General features: G+C 45.7%; 14 protein-coding genes. 7 read left to right on the top strand and 7 right to left on the bottom strand.

What is annotated here, in order from left to right; genetic code table 11:
• Nucleotide 1: 1 nt before the first annotated feature.
• The 5 genes from GSQ66_RS08945 to GSQ66_RS08965 all read right to left on the bottom strand — a co-directional run bounded on the left by GSQ66_RS08945 (nucleotide 2) and on the right by GSQ66_RS08965 (nucleotide 4878).
• Nucleotides 2–979, bottom strand: coding sequence for a YjgN family protein (locus tag GSQ66_RS08945; RefSeq protein WP_162427161.1), 978 nt, complete (start codon nucleotides 977–979; stop codon nucleotides 2–4).
• 273 nt (nucleotides 980–1252) lie between these two features.
• Nucleotides 1253–1849, bottom strand: a complete 597-nt coding sequence (locus GSQ66_RS08950; RefSeq protein WP_162427162.1) for an LURP-one-related/scramblase family protein — start codon at nucleotides 1847–1849, stop codon at nucleotides 1253–1255.
• A 149-nt stretch (nucleotides 1850–1998) separates the two neighbouring features.
• Nucleotides 1999–2364 carry a DUF2200 domain-containing protein gene (locus GSQ66_RS08955; RefSeq protein WP_162427163.1) on the bottom strand — a complete coding sequence of 122 codons (366 nt, stop codon included), beginning with the start codon at nucleotides 2362–2364 and terminating at the stop codon, nucleotides 1999–2001.
• A gap of 1 nt (nucleotide 2365) precedes the next feature.
• Nucleotides 2366–2758, bottom strand: a complete 393-nt coding sequence (locus GSQ66_RS08960; protein WP_162427164.1) for a DUF1801 domain-containing protein — start codon at nucleotides 2756–2758, stop codon at nucleotides 2366–2368.
• A gap of 578 nt (nucleotides 2759–3336) precedes the next feature.
• Nucleotides 3337–4878: a hypothetical protein gene (locus GSQ66_RS08965; protein ID WP_162427165.1), complete on the bottom strand. Its 1542-nt coding sequence runs from the start codon at nucleotides 4876–4878 to the stop codon at nucleotides 3337–3339.
• Nucleotides 4879–5098: 220 nt separating this feature from the next.
• On the opposite strand from GSQ66_RS08965, the gene GSQ66_RS08970 reads away from it, so the two are divergent.
• The gene (locus GSQ66_RS08970) at nucleotides 5099–5821 is read left to right on the top strand and encodes a hypothetical protein (RefSeq protein WP_162427166.1); all 723 of its coding nucleotides are present in this window, start codon (nucleotides 5099–5101) and stop codon (nucleotides 5819–5821) included.
• 28 nt (nucleotides 5822–5849) lie between these two features.
• A complete protein-coding gene (locus tag GSQ66_RS08975; protein ID WP_162427167.1) occupies nucleotides 5850–6437 on the top strand; it encodes a hypothetical protein in 588 nt (195 codons plus the stop codon).
• Nucleotides 6438–6728: 291 nt separating this feature from the next.
• On the opposite strand, the gene xerD is transcribed toward GSQ66_RS08975, so the two are convergent.
• Nucleotides 6729–7628 (bottom strand): site-specific tyrosine recombinase XerD, encoded by a 900-nt coding sequence (gene xerD, locus GSQ66_RS08980; RefSeq protein ID WP_162427168.1) that lies wholly within the window; start codon nucleotides 7626–7628, stop codon nucleotides 6729–6731.
• A 298-nt stretch (nucleotides 7629–7926) separates the two neighbouring features.
• On the opposite strand from xerD, the gene aroQ reads away from it, so the two are divergent.
• The 5 genes from aroQ (at nucleotide 7927) to GSQ66_RS09005 (ending at nucleotide 11651) form a co-directional block, all read left to right on the top strand.
• Nucleotides 7927–8376, top strand: coding sequence for a type II 3-dehydroquinate dehydratase (aroQ, locus tag GSQ66_RS08985; RefSeq protein WP_162427169.1), 450 nt, complete (start codon nucleotides 7927–7929; stop codon nucleotides 8374–8376).
• Between the two features lie 89 nt (nucleotides 8377–8465).
• Nucleotides 8466–9530 carry an aminotransferase class V-fold PLP-dependent enzyme gene (locus tag GSQ66_RS08990; RefSeq protein ID WP_317164240.1) on the top strand — a complete coding sequence of 355 codons (1065 nt, stop codon included), beginning with the start codon at nucleotides 8466–8468 and terminating at the stop codon, nucleotides 9528–9530.
• 43 nt (nucleotides 9531–9573) lie between these two features.
• Nucleotides 9574–10140, top strand: coding sequence for a MarC family protein (locus GSQ66_RS08995; protein ID WP_162428989.1), 567 nt, complete (start codon nucleotides 9574–9576; stop codon nucleotides 10138–10140).
• Nucleotides 10141–10327: 187 nt separating this feature from the next.
• Nucleotides 10328–10792 carry a ribonuclease HI gene (rnhA, locus tag GSQ66_RS09000; RefSeq protein WP_162427170.1) on the top strand — a complete coding sequence of 155 codons (465 nt, stop codon included), beginning with the start codon at nucleotides 10328–10330 and terminating at the stop codon, nucleotides 10790–10792.
• A gap of 142 nt (nucleotides 10793–10934) precedes the next feature.
• Nucleotides 10935–11651, top strand: coding sequence for a tRNA1(Val) (adenine(37)-N6)-methyltransferase (locus GSQ66_RS09005; protein ID WP_162427171.1), 717 nt, complete (start codon nucleotides 10935–10937; stop codon nucleotides 11649–11651).
• A gap of 450 nt (nucleotides 11652–12101) precedes the next feature.
• Here the strand turns inward: GSQ66_RS09005 and GSQ66_RS09010 are convergent, their stop codons facing one another.
• Nucleotides 12102–13457 (bottom strand): saccharopine dehydrogenase family protein, encoded by a 1356-nt coding sequence (locus GSQ66_RS09010; RefSeq protein WP_162427172.1) that lies wholly within the window; start codon nucleotides 13455–13457, stop codon nucleotides 12102–12104.
• Nucleotides 13458–13463 lie beyond the last annotated feature (6 nt).

A 13463-nucleotide genomic window follows, 5' to 3' on the forward strand; every position in this document is an offset into this window, starting at 1 on the left:
TTTATACTAAGCCAATGTCCATCATGTCGGCCATGTCTTCAAAGGTAGCGTTTTTATACTCTTCTTCTGTCTGGGCAAGCGCATCCGGGTTAAACTCACCCAGTATCTCGCAGTTGTTAAAGATAGCTGCCATTGTTCTGGTAACTACCCAGGCATAACCCAGGCCCAGCGTGAATACTATAATAAGCAAATTGCCTACAGCCAGCTTAAAATACTGCCCGCCTGTCAGCGACGAGTCAAGGCGGCTATACTTGCCATCCTGCTCAATTAAAATGTTGTTGATGTTAAAGTTTATCAGGTCTTTCATGTACCAGAAACCATAAATACCTAAGGTTACCAGCGTCAGGAAATAGCCTTTAATATGCACCAGCAACAGGTCGCTGCCCTCGCCGATAAAACGGAATTTTGCATTTCCGAAACGGGTGTTGCCCAGTATCTCTTTGCGCAGGTTTGTATCAAACCAGAAACTATAGATACCGAACGTGATGATGCTCAGGAAGAAACCGGTAAAGTACACTTTGTACATATTGCCCAGTGTGCCACGGTAGCCCATGTGTATGCCACGCCAGCTGGTGCGCGAGGTGCGGTAACGCATCATGCCATGTATTGCCAGCGGAATCAGGGCCAGTAGCCCAATAAAGTATAGCGCAAAGCATAAGAACTTAACACCGTTATCGCCATGCATAAAGCCATACATAAACACGCCTATCAGCACAGCAAATATGCCCAGGCCTTTTATAAAGCCGATAAACATCTCTTTACCTGTACCATGGAATGTAAAAGGACTATCAGCCAGCTCTGTTTTGCGGTAGATATATTGCAGATTTTTGGCTTTGGCCCAAGGGTAGTAAAGGCCCAGCGTTACCAGCATCAGCACGATGTTCACGATCTGGATGCTGAATAGTTCGGAGCCCTGCCCTTTAAAAGCTAAGGTTGGTTTGGAAATAGTTGTTTCCTGTTCTGTAGAAGTTTCCTGCATAAGGTTTGTTTTGGGTTGATTGATAGATTAGCAGGGATACAAGACAACTGCTTGTTGTGCAATATATTCCTTGCTAAATATATATAACAACAGCTGTATTATCCTAATGCGGTATCCATTTTTTTACAGAACCGGGAAACTATAGTTTAGAGAAGTGGCAGCCATCTATAGTTCAAACTATAACTTATCCTGAGAAGCAGGCATAAAAAACCGGGAAAACCAGTTTAATGATCTCCCCGGACAAAGTATTGCTGTGCTTATTTATTTCTATAGTTAGCCTCTTCTTCGTTCAAGCAGGATCATCATCATCAGGCTCAGGATCACACGTTCTGTTTCTTTACTATCCAGCTCGCCGGTTTTATGCACAGTAAACCTACGGCCAAAGAAGGAACGCTCCTTTGTGAGCATCGCAACTTCGTCGCCGCCGGGCTTTGTAACCGTGTAAGATGGGTTGAACACATACCCTGTAAACATGCCCAGCAAAGGAATTTCACTTAAAAGGCTATCCGCCACTTTCACCCAGCCGTTATCCTCCTGAATCAGCAGGTCCTGGTTTCTTTGCTCATCGTAAATTTCGTAACGCGCTTTCCATAGCGATGCCCAGCCTTTTCGGGCCACGCTGCCCACCTGTTCGCCCGTTTGGTTTGTAAAACTATAAGCCGCCGAAAAGTCCAGCCACTTGTTTGCACTGATGGTGTATAGTTGCTCTGGTTTGGCTTCGTCGCTGAATACGTTCACTTCTTCTATAAACTTGAACAGCTTCTGCTTCACATAATTAATAGTGCGGCCATTTGCATCCTGCACCGTAAAGTCGTTCGAGAAAGTGGAGATCTTAAAAGTAAGGGTAAGCGGAAACTGGATGTTTTGCATGTAGCAGGTATATATGTGGTTGTTTATTAGTTCAGGTTAAGTAGGCTCTCAGAGATAATTTGCCAGGAGCTGAAAGCATTTATTTTAGCACTCTATGTGCCAGAAACTAAACATAGCGGGTAGCAGAGTTACTTACTTTTTTGCTGCATTCAGGCTTGTCGTAAGATCTTCTCCATCTTCCTGCCTTTCGCCAGTTCATCTACCAGCTTGTCTAAATACCTTACTTGTTTTGTCAACGGATTTTCGATTTCTTCTATCCGGTAACCACAGATTACGCCCGTAACCAGATGCGCATTCGGGTTCAGGTTTGCCTCCCTGAAGAAGGTTTCAAACGTTGCTTTCCCGTCAACCAGTTCCTGCAGTTTTTTATCATCATAGCCTGTCAGCCACGCTATTACCTGATGTAGCTCTTCTTTTGTCCTGCCTTTGCGCTCAACTTTTGTAAGGTAGTGCGGATAAACGGAGGCAAATGTCATGTTTGCTATCTTTGCGTCGTGTTCGGGTGTTGTTTTCAAATTATTTTAATCTTTCTAGTTGTCCTTTTCTTTTCACCAGGTTTTTATAGTCCCATTGTATCTCTCTTGCCATCTTCAACCACCTTTCCAAATCAGATAAATCAACCTGGTCTAGGTTGGTGTAACGAATAGAGGCATCCTTAAATTTACCTGTAGTAACTATAAGTTTTTCTTCTCCGAAATCGGCACCGCTCCAAAACATCAGCCGGACACAGTCTTTTAATTTACAGTAGCCAACAACCGGATTACCATCTAAAAACCAGACAGGGTGTGCATGCCAGATTTTGCTTTCAGCCTCAGTCAGTTCAAGATCAATTGCAGTGGCAAGCAGGTCACAAATTTCTTTATCAGCAGCCGATTGTTTGTTGTTAAAACCCTGGATTTCTTCTTTCATAGATGTTTTTGGAGGAGTTGTTTGATATGCTATGTTCTTAGGGTTATTCTTTCGGTTATAGAAGTACATACACAACAACTACCAATAGACCTATGACTGCAAAGGTATACTTTCTCTGCTGGTGCTTTTTTAAGTACCCGTCCTTTTTCATGTCCCAGTCAAAAAGCATTTCCACAAGCACGCTATCTAAACGAAATATGAAATCAGCCCAGCAATAGCTTTCATTTGCCTTTCTTTTGTTGCTAACCTCTTGTTTCCTCTGCTTATATCGTTTCAGAACTGATACTTTCCTACTCTGATATTCGGGTGGAACGTTTCTAACCAGAAGTTCATTTTTTGCTTGCTCAACAGCGATTGGGTTCCAATCATCTGGAAAATTAGCTATTTGGACTAGCTCGTCTGTTTTCTGTCTGATATTGGAGGTTCGAAATTCATACTTACAATTACTGAAAACTATAGTATAAGCATAAATATACTCGTATCTGTACGATTTAAGGAGTTACCACTTTCCAGGAATCTCTCCTTCCGGCAACTATAGAGTTTTACACTTTAGCTAATATATAAATTTCTTCCAGTATTTATAGTTCCTGATCCTCAACTATAGCACTTACCCCACTTCCTAATTCCAGTAGCATAGCGTAATAAGACCGGGAATACATTTTTGATTTAAGCCAGGCATAGAAACTAATCTCTTGTATGTCGGTGCGCTCGAAGGTAGTGTAGGCCAGGGTTTCCTCTACATGTTGCATAAAAGCGGGTGTGGTCACAGCCTGCGGGTTATCGATCAGGAACTTAATAAGCTCCAGAAACCGGTTCACGTTCGTGTAAACAGGTTGGTACAGCAGGTCTTTAAACACGCGCTCTATACTTCTGATCTTATTCAGGGTAAGGTCTATGTTGCCGAGCTCGTATTGTATAATCATTTCGCCCAGGTTCTTTTTGAGGATCCATTCGCGACCCATTTTGCTCTCGCACCATTTATCCGACCGCTTTATGCTCATCAAAACCCGGTTTGCTTTCCCGAACGCACCTTGTGTAAAGTAACTGAAACTAAGGCCAAGCTGGGCGGTAAGCTGGTCTTTGGTGCTAAGGGTTAGCTTTGCTTTGTGCAGCAGGTGCTCCATCAGTTTTATAGCATCGTCGTTGCGGTGCAGAAAGATCAGGTTGGCCACCAGCAGGAAGGTATAGCGTGGATAAAAATGCGCGTAATGTCCTTTACCGTCGCCTTCCAGGCCCGCTTTTAGCTGCTCCAGATAATGCACCGACTCCGTAAATTTCTTGTTGCGGTATAACACATGCGCGATCATATACAGCAGGCTCAGTTTGTAATATTGATTGGCTTTCGAGAACCCATACTGCTGCTCTGTTTCGTGGTACTGCTTAATAATATAAGGCTCAAAAGAGAGGAAATCCTTACCGGCAAGTATAGCGCTTCGGGCAATGGACATCAGTTTATACAGCAAAGCAGGGCGTTTGCTTACCGCTTCCGATAAGCCATATTCTTTAAGCACATCCTGTATAATCCGGCCAAAATGTACATCGCTGCCTTGTTTGCGCACATCGCGCAGCCTTTTATTGATGATGCTGTTGGCAATATTGGCACGTTCTTCTTCGTCTGCCGCCAGTTTGTTCTCATTGCGTTTCCTGATGATCTGGTCCAGGTCGTCGGCAAACTCGTTTTCAGCTTTTTCTATCTGCAAATTATAGATGGTGTTCAGCAGGTCGAACTGCTCATTGGTTTGCGCCAGTTTCTCCGCTTTCCGCAGGTACGCCCAGGCCAGTTTATCCAGGCGCACTTCAAACAGGTAACGCGCCATAGACAGCATCCCCATAATGGGTGCTGAAGCAGTGGTATCTTCTGCCATGCGTTTCAGTAGAATAAAGTCAGACAAATGGCGCATCAGTCGCTTGCGAAGGGCATAATACGCTACCGGGTTCGGCTCATTTTTATAAAGCTTCCGGATGATCTGCTCCGATGCAAGCGGTTTTGGCAACTGCAGCAGTTGCAGCAGTTCCAGGTCTTTGCGGAATTCCTTCTGTTTCTGCCGCTGTATGAAAGCAGCCAGTCCCTGTTTGGCCTCTTCGTCAAGGGTATCGAGGGTAGTTTTCAGATCATCCATTCTGCAGGTTCTTTTAAAGTATAAAACCGGTCTAATATTACAAATTAAAAGTCTGATTACAACTTTACAACAAACTATAAAACAGCCATTTACAGACTATATATTTACGACACAAAAGTCTGAATTCCAGAAGCATTGTTTTCATACTATATCTGAGGGCTATACTTTTGATCCATCTTAAACACGAAAAAATATTATCTCACTATCAAAAGTATAAACCATGAAAAAGCTATTCTTTACCTGTCTTGCCTTGTTTGTAGTATTGGCTTGCCAGGCCCAGGACATTTTAACTAAGCGCAACGGCGACGAGCTGCAAGTAAAAGTGCAGGAAATAACACTGACCGAAGTAAAGTATAAGCGCTTCGACAACCTGGAAGGCCCCGTGATCTCTATTCTGAAATCGGAAGTGTTTATGATAAAGTATGAGAACGGCCTGAAAACAGTTATCTCCGGCGAAGCACCTGCAACTTCCACATCTTCGCCTTACCCCGATTACCAGCAACCGCAGCAGCAACATTTAAAACTATCAGGTCCGCGCCTCGGCTTTACTGTGCTTAGCTCAAAATTAGTTGATAACCTGGAGGAAGAGCACCAGGAAACTGTAAGCCCGTTTATCACACAGTTTGGCTGGCAGTTCGAGACGCGCATTTTTACGCTGGATAACGGAACATCCGGTTTGTTTGAGTTTGTACCGCTGGTTGGTGGCCTGGAGCAGGGCAAGTTTCTGCCAAGTTTAAGTGCGTTAATCGGTATCCGTGGCCCCAAAGGACTCGAGTTTGGCGTTGGGCCTAACCTATCGGTAGCAGGTGCCGGGCTTGTGTTTGCAGCCGGTACTAACTTCCAGAGCCAGGGTATAAACTTCCCGGTAAATATGGCCTTTGCCCCGTCTAAAGATGGCGCCCGCTTCAGTGTGCTGTTCGGTTTTAACTCACGCCGCAACTAACTATAAACTATAGCTAGAACTGAAAGCCATGAAAAAGTATTTACTGATTTTACTTTCTTGCTCGTTGGCACAGGTTGCCCTGCCGCAGGATGTGATCGTTAAAATAAACGGCGACGAATTAAAAGCCAGAGTAAAGGAGATTACGACAACCGAGATCACTTACCTGTCTGCTGATACTACTGATATACTAAACTATAAAATGGCTAAGGCTGAAGTGTTTATGGTGCGTTTTGCCAACGGCACCAAAGAGGTCTTCTCAGAAAATCTGCTATCTGAAACTATAGCTAAAGCAACTATAGCCAACCCAGCTCTTATGTATCAGAAAGGCCGTCAGGATGCACGGTCTTATTACAATGGTACCGGTGCCTTGCTGGGTTCGGCGGCCTCGGTTTTTCTAGCCGGTCCTGTCGGGCCTATAATTATTGGAGCTGTAAAACCCAGGGCTCGCTATAACAAATCATTGCCTGCTGCATCTCTGCAAGACCCAAATTATGTTAAAGGATACGAGAAGCAGGCGCACAACCGGAAGATAGGAAAAGCTGCGCTAGGTTTTGGAATAGGAACTGGTGTAAGCGTATTATATCTGATTTTGAGTGTAATGAGTCCGGGAAAATAGGGATTGAAACTATAGATTCTGAGTCATAGTATGGTTTCAGTATCTATAGTTTAATCGAGAGTGCTGCTATGTTTTGAGTATTGATCTGCTATCGTTAACCCACCCCTTCCCCTCCCAAGAGGGGAATTTCTGCAACTATTATAGTTAATAATATAGATATATAGTTAGCGTTGGTCATTCCCTGGCCCCTCCAAAAAAGAGCACAGGATATTCTGCTTGTATCGGCGTTTTAATAGCAATAAAATTCCCCTGCTCGGAGGGGTTAGGGGTGGGTTCAAGTAAGCCAAACCCCTAACTTCTCGGATGAAAATCCTTGATGACCTGTTTCAGATAATCTCTGTCCAGGTGGGTATAAATTTCGGTGGTGGTAATAGATTCGTGGCCCAGCATTTCCTGCACAGCGCGCAGGTCGGCGCCGCCTTCTATTAAGTGCGTGGCAAACGAATGGCGGAACGTGTGCGGACTTACCTGTTTTTGTATGCCGGCTCTGGCAGCCAGGTCTTTGATGATCGTGAAAACCATAACGCGCGTAAGCCTGGAGCCACGGCGGTTCAGGAACACAATATCCTCATGCCCTTTTTTGATTTTAAGATGGCAACGCACGCCTTCGCGGTATAGTTTAATGTGCTTCAATGCGTCGCGCCCGATCGGCACAAGGCGTTCCTTGTCGCCCTTACCTGCCACTTTCAGAAAGCCCATATCCTCGTACAGGTTACTCAGTTTCAGATCCAGCAACTCGGATACACGCAGCCCCGAACTATAGAGAGTTTCCAGCATGGCACGGTTGCGGGTTCCTTCGGGAGTGGAAAGGTCTATGGCGGCCAGCAGTTGTTCTATTTCATGAAAGTTAAGGGTATCAGGTAGTTTCCGGTCAAGCTTGGGGGCTTCTATCGTTTCGGACGGGTCGGCGGTCAGCATGTCTTCCATGATCAGGAACTTATAAAATGCCCGGATACCCGACAGCGTTCGCGCCTGCGAGTGCACCGTCATCCCCAGTTCGTTTACCCATTCCAGGAAATCGCGGAGTATAGTTGGGGTTATGTTTTCGGGGGCAACCTGCAACCCTTTCAGTTCCAGGAAATCTGTCAGCTTTCTAACATCACGCAAATAGGCCTCCACCGAGTGGCCCGACAACGACTTCTCCAGCCGCAGGTATTGTTCAAATTGCTTAACAGTTATATTCCAGGTCATGGGCGGAGTTAGAAAGTTGGGAAGTTAGAAAGTTAAAGAGTTTAGGAGTTAGAGAGTTTGTGAGTTATAGAATTCAGAAAGTTAGGAAGTTAAAAAGTTAGATAGTTAGCAATTCGTAGAGACGCAATACGTTGCGTCTTTTTAGCTTTAGAGCAATTAAAATCCTGTTCATCCTTTAATCCTGAAAATCCTGATTCAGACCATCCAACAATTCAACAATTTAAAGTAAAGCAAATATAGTTAATCCTTACCTTTGCAGCTTCCGTTTTATGCGGAAAACAAGCAACACCCAGATACTATGAAAATACTGATCCTGAATGGACCTAACCTGAATTTGCTCGGCATCCGAGAGAAAGCGGTGTATGGCTCCCGTTCGTTCGAAGATTATTTTGAGGAGCTGAAAGAAGCTTTTCCGGCACTGGAGCTAACTTATTTCCAGAGCAACACCGAAGGCACTTTAATCGACAAATTGCACGAAGTCGGGTTTACCTACAAAGGGATCGTATTTAATGCAGGTGCCTATACACATACATCGGTTGCCTTATCTGATGCCGTTAAAGCCATAGAAGCGCCTGTTGTGGAAGTGCATATCTCCAACATTTATGCCCGCGAAGCTTTCCGGCACAAAAGTATGCTGGCACCGTATTGCACCGGCTCTATAGTTGGCTTTGGCCTGGAGAGTTACCGCCTGGCGCTGCAGTACTTCGAACGCCTGAAGCCTAAACAAATTGGTTTCGGTGCTAAATAAACTACAGCCCGGCACGTTAGCATACCGAACAGAACCTTTTACATTAAAAAAAGTATAGTTTTTACGCTATATTTTATTTATATTCCTGAATGATACTCAATTTTTATCCCGGCCCATCTAAAATTTACCCCGAAGTACGCGCCTACATGACAGATGCTTACGACGAAGGTATTTTAGGAGCACCGCACCGCGGAGAGCAGTTTGTACAGCTTTCGAGGGCTACGGTAGGCTTAGTAAAACGCAAACTTAACATTCCCGAAGATTATTACATCTTCTTTACCTCCGGGGCTACAGAGTGCTGGGAAATTCTTATTCAAAGTCTTACAAAGCATAAAAGCTATCATATTTACAACGGCTCTTTCGGGGAGAAATGGTACGACTATGCTAAAAAACTACGCCCGCACGCTGAAGGCATTTCCTTCGATCTGAATGAGGCCATGCCGGTGGAACAGTTAACAATAAGCGCTGATACCGAACTTATCTGCTTAACCCAGAACGAGACATCGAACGGCACCCAGGTTTCGGCCACTACTATCCTTAACCTGCATAACCGCTACCGCGACACCTTAATTGCTGTAGATGCTACCTCGTCTATGGCGGGCCTGAACCTTAAAATCATAAAAGCAGATATCTGGTTTGCCTCGGTACAGAAATGCTTTGGGCTGCCTCCCGGGCTTGGTGTTATGGCGTGTTCGCCGCGCGCTATTTTCAGGGCGAAGCAGATGGCCGAACGCGGGCACTATAACAGCCTGGTAGGTATCTACGAAAAAATGCTGAACTACCAGACCACGCACACGCCAAACGTGCTGGGTATATACCTGTTGCGCCGTGTGCTCGAAGACCGTCCGTTCATTAAAGGCATTGAACAGGAACTGGTAGACCGCTCGACAGCCCTTTACGAATTCTTTGCCCAGTTCCAGGATATACAGTTGCTGGTAGAGAATGAAGAGGTGCGCTCCCGTACAGTTATTGCTTTACAGGCCAGCGAGCGTTTGGTGGATGATATTAAAAAACGTGCCCTGCACCATAACATAAGGCTTGGAAATGGCTATGGCGCATGGCAGCGCAATACATTTCGTATCGCAAACTTCCCGGCCATACTGGATGAAGAGTATGAAGAACTAAAACGCTTTTTCCTGCACTATTACGCCTAAAATTATACCTTTGCGCCAAAACTAAGTATAAGCGCACATGGGTATTTTTAACTTCAAGGAAATCATATCGGTAACGCTGATCCTGTTTGCGATCATCGATATTCTGGGCTCTATCCCGATCATTATTAACCTGCGTAAGCGCGAAGGCGTTATCCAGTCCGAAAAAGCCACCATCATTTCCGGGGTGCTGATGATCGCTTTCCTGTTTGTGGGCGATGGTATTCTAAAGCTTTTCGGTATCGATTTCCAGTCGTTTGCCATGGCGGGTGCCATCATCATTTTTATTATTGGTCTGGAGATGATCCTGGGCAAAGACTTTTTCCATACTGACCCCGAAATTAAAAGTGGTTCTATAGTTCCGCTGGCCTTCCCGCTTATAGTTGGGGCCGGCACCATGACTACCCTGCTTTCGCTTCGTGCCGCTTATTCGGTTCCAAACATCCTGGTGGGCATTATTCTTAACCTGCTTTTTGTTTATATTGTACTAAAAGCATCTCCATGGATAGAGAAAAGACTTGGCAAAGCTGGCGCCGATGTGTTGCGTAAAGTGTTCGGAGTTATACTTTTAGCCATCGCCATTAAGCTGTTCAAGAGCAACCTGCCGATTTAATAATTTTGAATAACTGAATTTTGAATGACTGAATATCTTTTGTCATTTCGAGTGCAGCGAGAAATCTAAGTAGAATATATGACAGATCTCTCATGGCATCGAGATAACGATCAGAAATTCAACCTCTTAATCAACCTTCATATTCACCCATTCAAACTTCAATTATTCATTTATTCAAAATTACCTTATGATCGAATTATTTACTGACGGTGCTTCGCGAGGCAATCCGGGGCCAGGTGGTTTTGGTGTACTATTGCGCTGGGGGCCGCACGTAAAAGAGCTGACCGCCGGGTTCCGTAAAACAACCAACAACCGAATGGAGTTACTGGCTGTTATAGTTGGTTTAGAGGCTATTACCAAGCCTGGCATTCCGATTACCGTGTATTCCGACTCAAAGTATGTGGTCGATGCCGTGGAAAAACGTTGGGTATTTGGCTGGCAGAAAAAAGGCTTTGCCGGCAAAGCCAACGGCGACCTGTGGGCCCGTTTCCTGCGTGTTTATGCCAGGCACAACGTAAAATTTGTATGGATTCGCGGCCACGCCGGTCACCCCGAAAACGAACGCTGCGACGAGCTAGCCGTTGCCAGCGCCTTACAACCCAACCTGCCCGCCGACGAAGGGTTTGAATCAGGTATGTTCAATTCGAAATAATGAATAGTGAGTAATGAAAAATGATTAATTCCTGTTGTCATCTCGACAGCAGGAGAGATCCATCTGGAATCCATAATAGATTTCTCGCTCAGGCTCGAAATGACAATCAACACATTCATTATCCATTAACTAATCGTTAAAATTGGCCAATACCTACTTCCAATTCAAGCAGTTTAAAGTAGAGCAGGACAAGTGCGCCATGAAAGTGTGTACCGATTCGTGCTTGTTTGGGGCTGTAATAGATGTCAGCGAGGCTAGCCAAATTTTAGATATTGGTACCGGCACGGGTTTGCTTTCGCTGATGGTAGCCCAGCGCTCCGAAGCAACTATAGATGCCGTTGAAATTAACCCGGAAGCAGCCGCACAGGCCTCAGAGAATTTTGCTTTAAGCCCCTGGGCAGACAGGCTGCATTTACACCCGGTAAGCTTGCAGGAATTTGCAAAGGTTAACCAGCAGAACTATGGCGTTATCCTTTCCAACCCGCCATTTTTCCTGGCATCCTTAAAGTCCGGAAATGCTGCAAAGGACAGCGCCAAACACACCGGAGATCTCTTTTTTGAAGATATCCTGGTTTTTGCACAGAAACACCTGACACCCCAGGGCAAACTATATATTCTGCTCCCACCAGCTGAGGCCCAACATTTTGCAGAACTGGCTACAGACCACCAACTATACCTTACAGAAACGATTGAAGTTTTTACTTACATCAACGGCCAGTGCATCCGCCATATCCAAACCTATAGTTTCGTAAAGTCAGCCTCCCCAACTATAAGCCAACTCCACATCCGCGAAGCCGATAAAACAACCTACACTGCTGCATTTACAGAACTATTACGCGACTATTATCTGCATTTGTAATACGCTACTGCCCTCGCTCGCGTCCCGCGAGTGTGAGTTATTTAGCGGACTCTGGCCGCTTTAAACTATAGTTTAAGTTGCCTGGTTTTATACTTTTAGTGTAAAGTGGCGGGACGCCATAGGTAACCCACACTCGCAGAACGCGAGCGAGGGCAAGAGATATGCTGGCAATATGCTGGCGCGAGTTTGTAACTCGTGCCTATCTATGATGTTGGATTTGTAATTAAAAGCTCTTTCGGACTTCCAAGTCCGAAAGAGCTCTGCCAGGGATTTCCTAATCCCCGTATTACGAATAACGCGGATTAGGAAATCCGCTTCAGGATTAGTTCCGGACGAGGATGTCCGGAACAGCAGTTAGAGAGCAATAAGTAGCTGCGAACTATAGTTTACACGGGCCAGAGGCCCACGCTATAGTTTGTCACCAGCGGGGACACTCACGCAATGGGCTGTTTATTTTATAGTTACTTTTTCCAGCAGCCTTTCCTGTTCTATAAAATTAACGCCGTAGGACTTCAGTTCTTCCAGCACAGGTTTGTATAGTTCCGGTTTGGTCGGGATAACGATGCCACGGTTTGAGATCTTACCCTGTAGCAGCAGTTTTGCCAGAATACCAACCGGCAAACCCACCGTTTTCGCCATAGCCGTGTGCACTTCATCATCTCCCTTCACTACCAGCGATGAGGTGACCTCATATTTCTCGCCTGCCAGTTCATACTCAAATAAATGCTGCATCACGATCATGTCTTTGTCGCCGGGCGATAGTTGCCATTTCTCCTTTAGTATCTTCTCCAGTACCTGCGCCGGCGTGGCACCCACCAGCTCTACAGGCTTTTCGGTAAAGAGGTCGAGCCAGGAAAGTTTCTGCAATACTTCGCTCTGTTCATCTATAGTTAAGTAGTTGGCTACCCTTTGTTCTATAGTTTCGCCGTTGGTAGCATAGGGCAGAAAAGCCTCAAAGTAGGAACGGTACGTCATGTTCTCCGAGCCCTCCAGGGTATAGCTGTCGTCGGTTAAGCCCAGTTGCACAAATACGTCCCAGGCGGCACAATAACCGGGTTTACGAAGCGTACCGCGCAGCATAGTTGGTATGTCCAGCAGGTTGTAAGGTTCGCGGTAGCTGAGCGAGTCGCGGTTGGCATAGCCTTCGAAATGGCCGTAGCCGTCTACGTATAGTTGCTCGGTGCGCTTAAACAGTTGATGATAGGGTATGTATTTGTACTCACCGTTCCGGATATACTTGGCTGTGCCCTGCCCTGCCAGTACCACGTTGCGCGGGTTCCAGGTAAACTTATAGTTCCAAGGGTTAGTGTCGGACTCAGGCGCAACCAGGCCGCCGGTGTACGACTTAAAAGAAGTAAGCTTACCGCCTTTCGCTTCTATGTGCTGTATAGCAGCCATTGCCGACATATGGTCAATGCCCGGGTCCAGGCCGGATTCCATCAGTATGGTTAAGTTCTTTTGCTGTGCTTCGGTGTGCAGTTCTAAAAAAGCAGGCGTAACATACGAGGCCGTGATCAGATGCTTTTCCTGTTTCAGACATTCTTTAGCCACCTCTATGTGAAAAACAGCCGGTAACAGCGATATCACCAGGTCAGCCTGTTTCACTTCCGCTTCGCGCTGTTCATCGTTGTGCACGTCAAAAACCAGGGCTTCGGCGTAAGGCAAATCATCAACCAAACTATGCAGGTGGGTCACTACCATGTCGCCGATGCGGATGTGCCAGTTTTCGGTGGGTGCGTGCTGTAAAAGGTAAGCGATGAGCGATGTAGCAGAACGGCCGGCGCCAAGCAGCAGGATATTTTTCATAAAAGG

It is taken from the genome of Pontibacter pudoricolor, assembly GCF_010092985.1.
In the GTDB taxonomy this organism is placed as follows: domain Bacteria; phylum Bacteroidota; class Bacteroidia; order Cytophagales; family Hymenobacteraceae; genus Pontibacter; species Pontibacter pudoricolor.

Excerpts from the sequence above, each read along its gene's own strand:
- GSQ66_RS08945 (WP_162427161.1), bottom strand. The coding sequence starts at position 979 with ATGCAGGAAACTTCTACAGAACAGGAAACAACTATTTCCAAACCAACC.
- GSQ66_RS08950 (WP_162427162.1), bottom strand. The coding sequence starts at position 1,849 with ATGCAAAACATCCAGTTTCCGCTTACCCTTACTTTTAAGATCTCCACT.
- GSQ66_RS08960 (WP_162427164.1), bottom strand. The coding sequence starts at position 2,758 with ATGAAAGAAGAAATCCAGGGTTTTAACAACAAACAATCGGCTGCTGAT.
- GSQ66_RS08965 (WP_162427165.1), bottom strand. The coding sequence starts at position 4,878 with ATGGATGATCTGAAAACTACCCTCGATACCCTTGACGAAGAGGCCAAA.
- GSQ66_RS08970 (WP_162427166.1), top strand. The coding sequence starts at position 5,099 with ATGAAAAAGCTATTCTTTACCTGTCTTGCCTTGTTTGTAGTATTGGCT.
- GSQ66_RS08975 (WP_162427167.1), top strand. The coding sequence starts at position 5,850 with ATGAAAAAGTATTTACTGATTTTACTTTCTTGCTCGTTGGCACAGGTT.
- xerD (WP_162427168.1), bottom strand. The coding sequence starts at position 7,628 with ATGACCTGGAATATAACTGTTAAGCAATTTGAACAATACCTGCGGCTG.
- aroQ (WP_162427169.1), top strand. The coding sequence starts at position 7,927 with ATGAAAATACTGATCCTGAATGGACCTAACCTGAATTTGCTCGGCATC.
- GSQ66_RS08990 (WP_317164240.1), top strand. The coding sequence starts at position 8,466 with ATGATACTCAATTTTTATCCCGGCCCATCTAAAATTTACCCCGAAGTA.
- rnhA (WP_162427170.1), top strand. The coding sequence starts at position 10,328 with ATGATCGAATTATTTACTGACGGTGCTTCGCGAGGCAATCCGGGGCCA.
- GSQ66_RS09010 (WP_162427172.1), bottom strand. The coding sequence starts at position 13,457 with ATGAAAAATATCCTGCTGCTTGGCGCCGGCCGTTCTGCTACATCGCTC.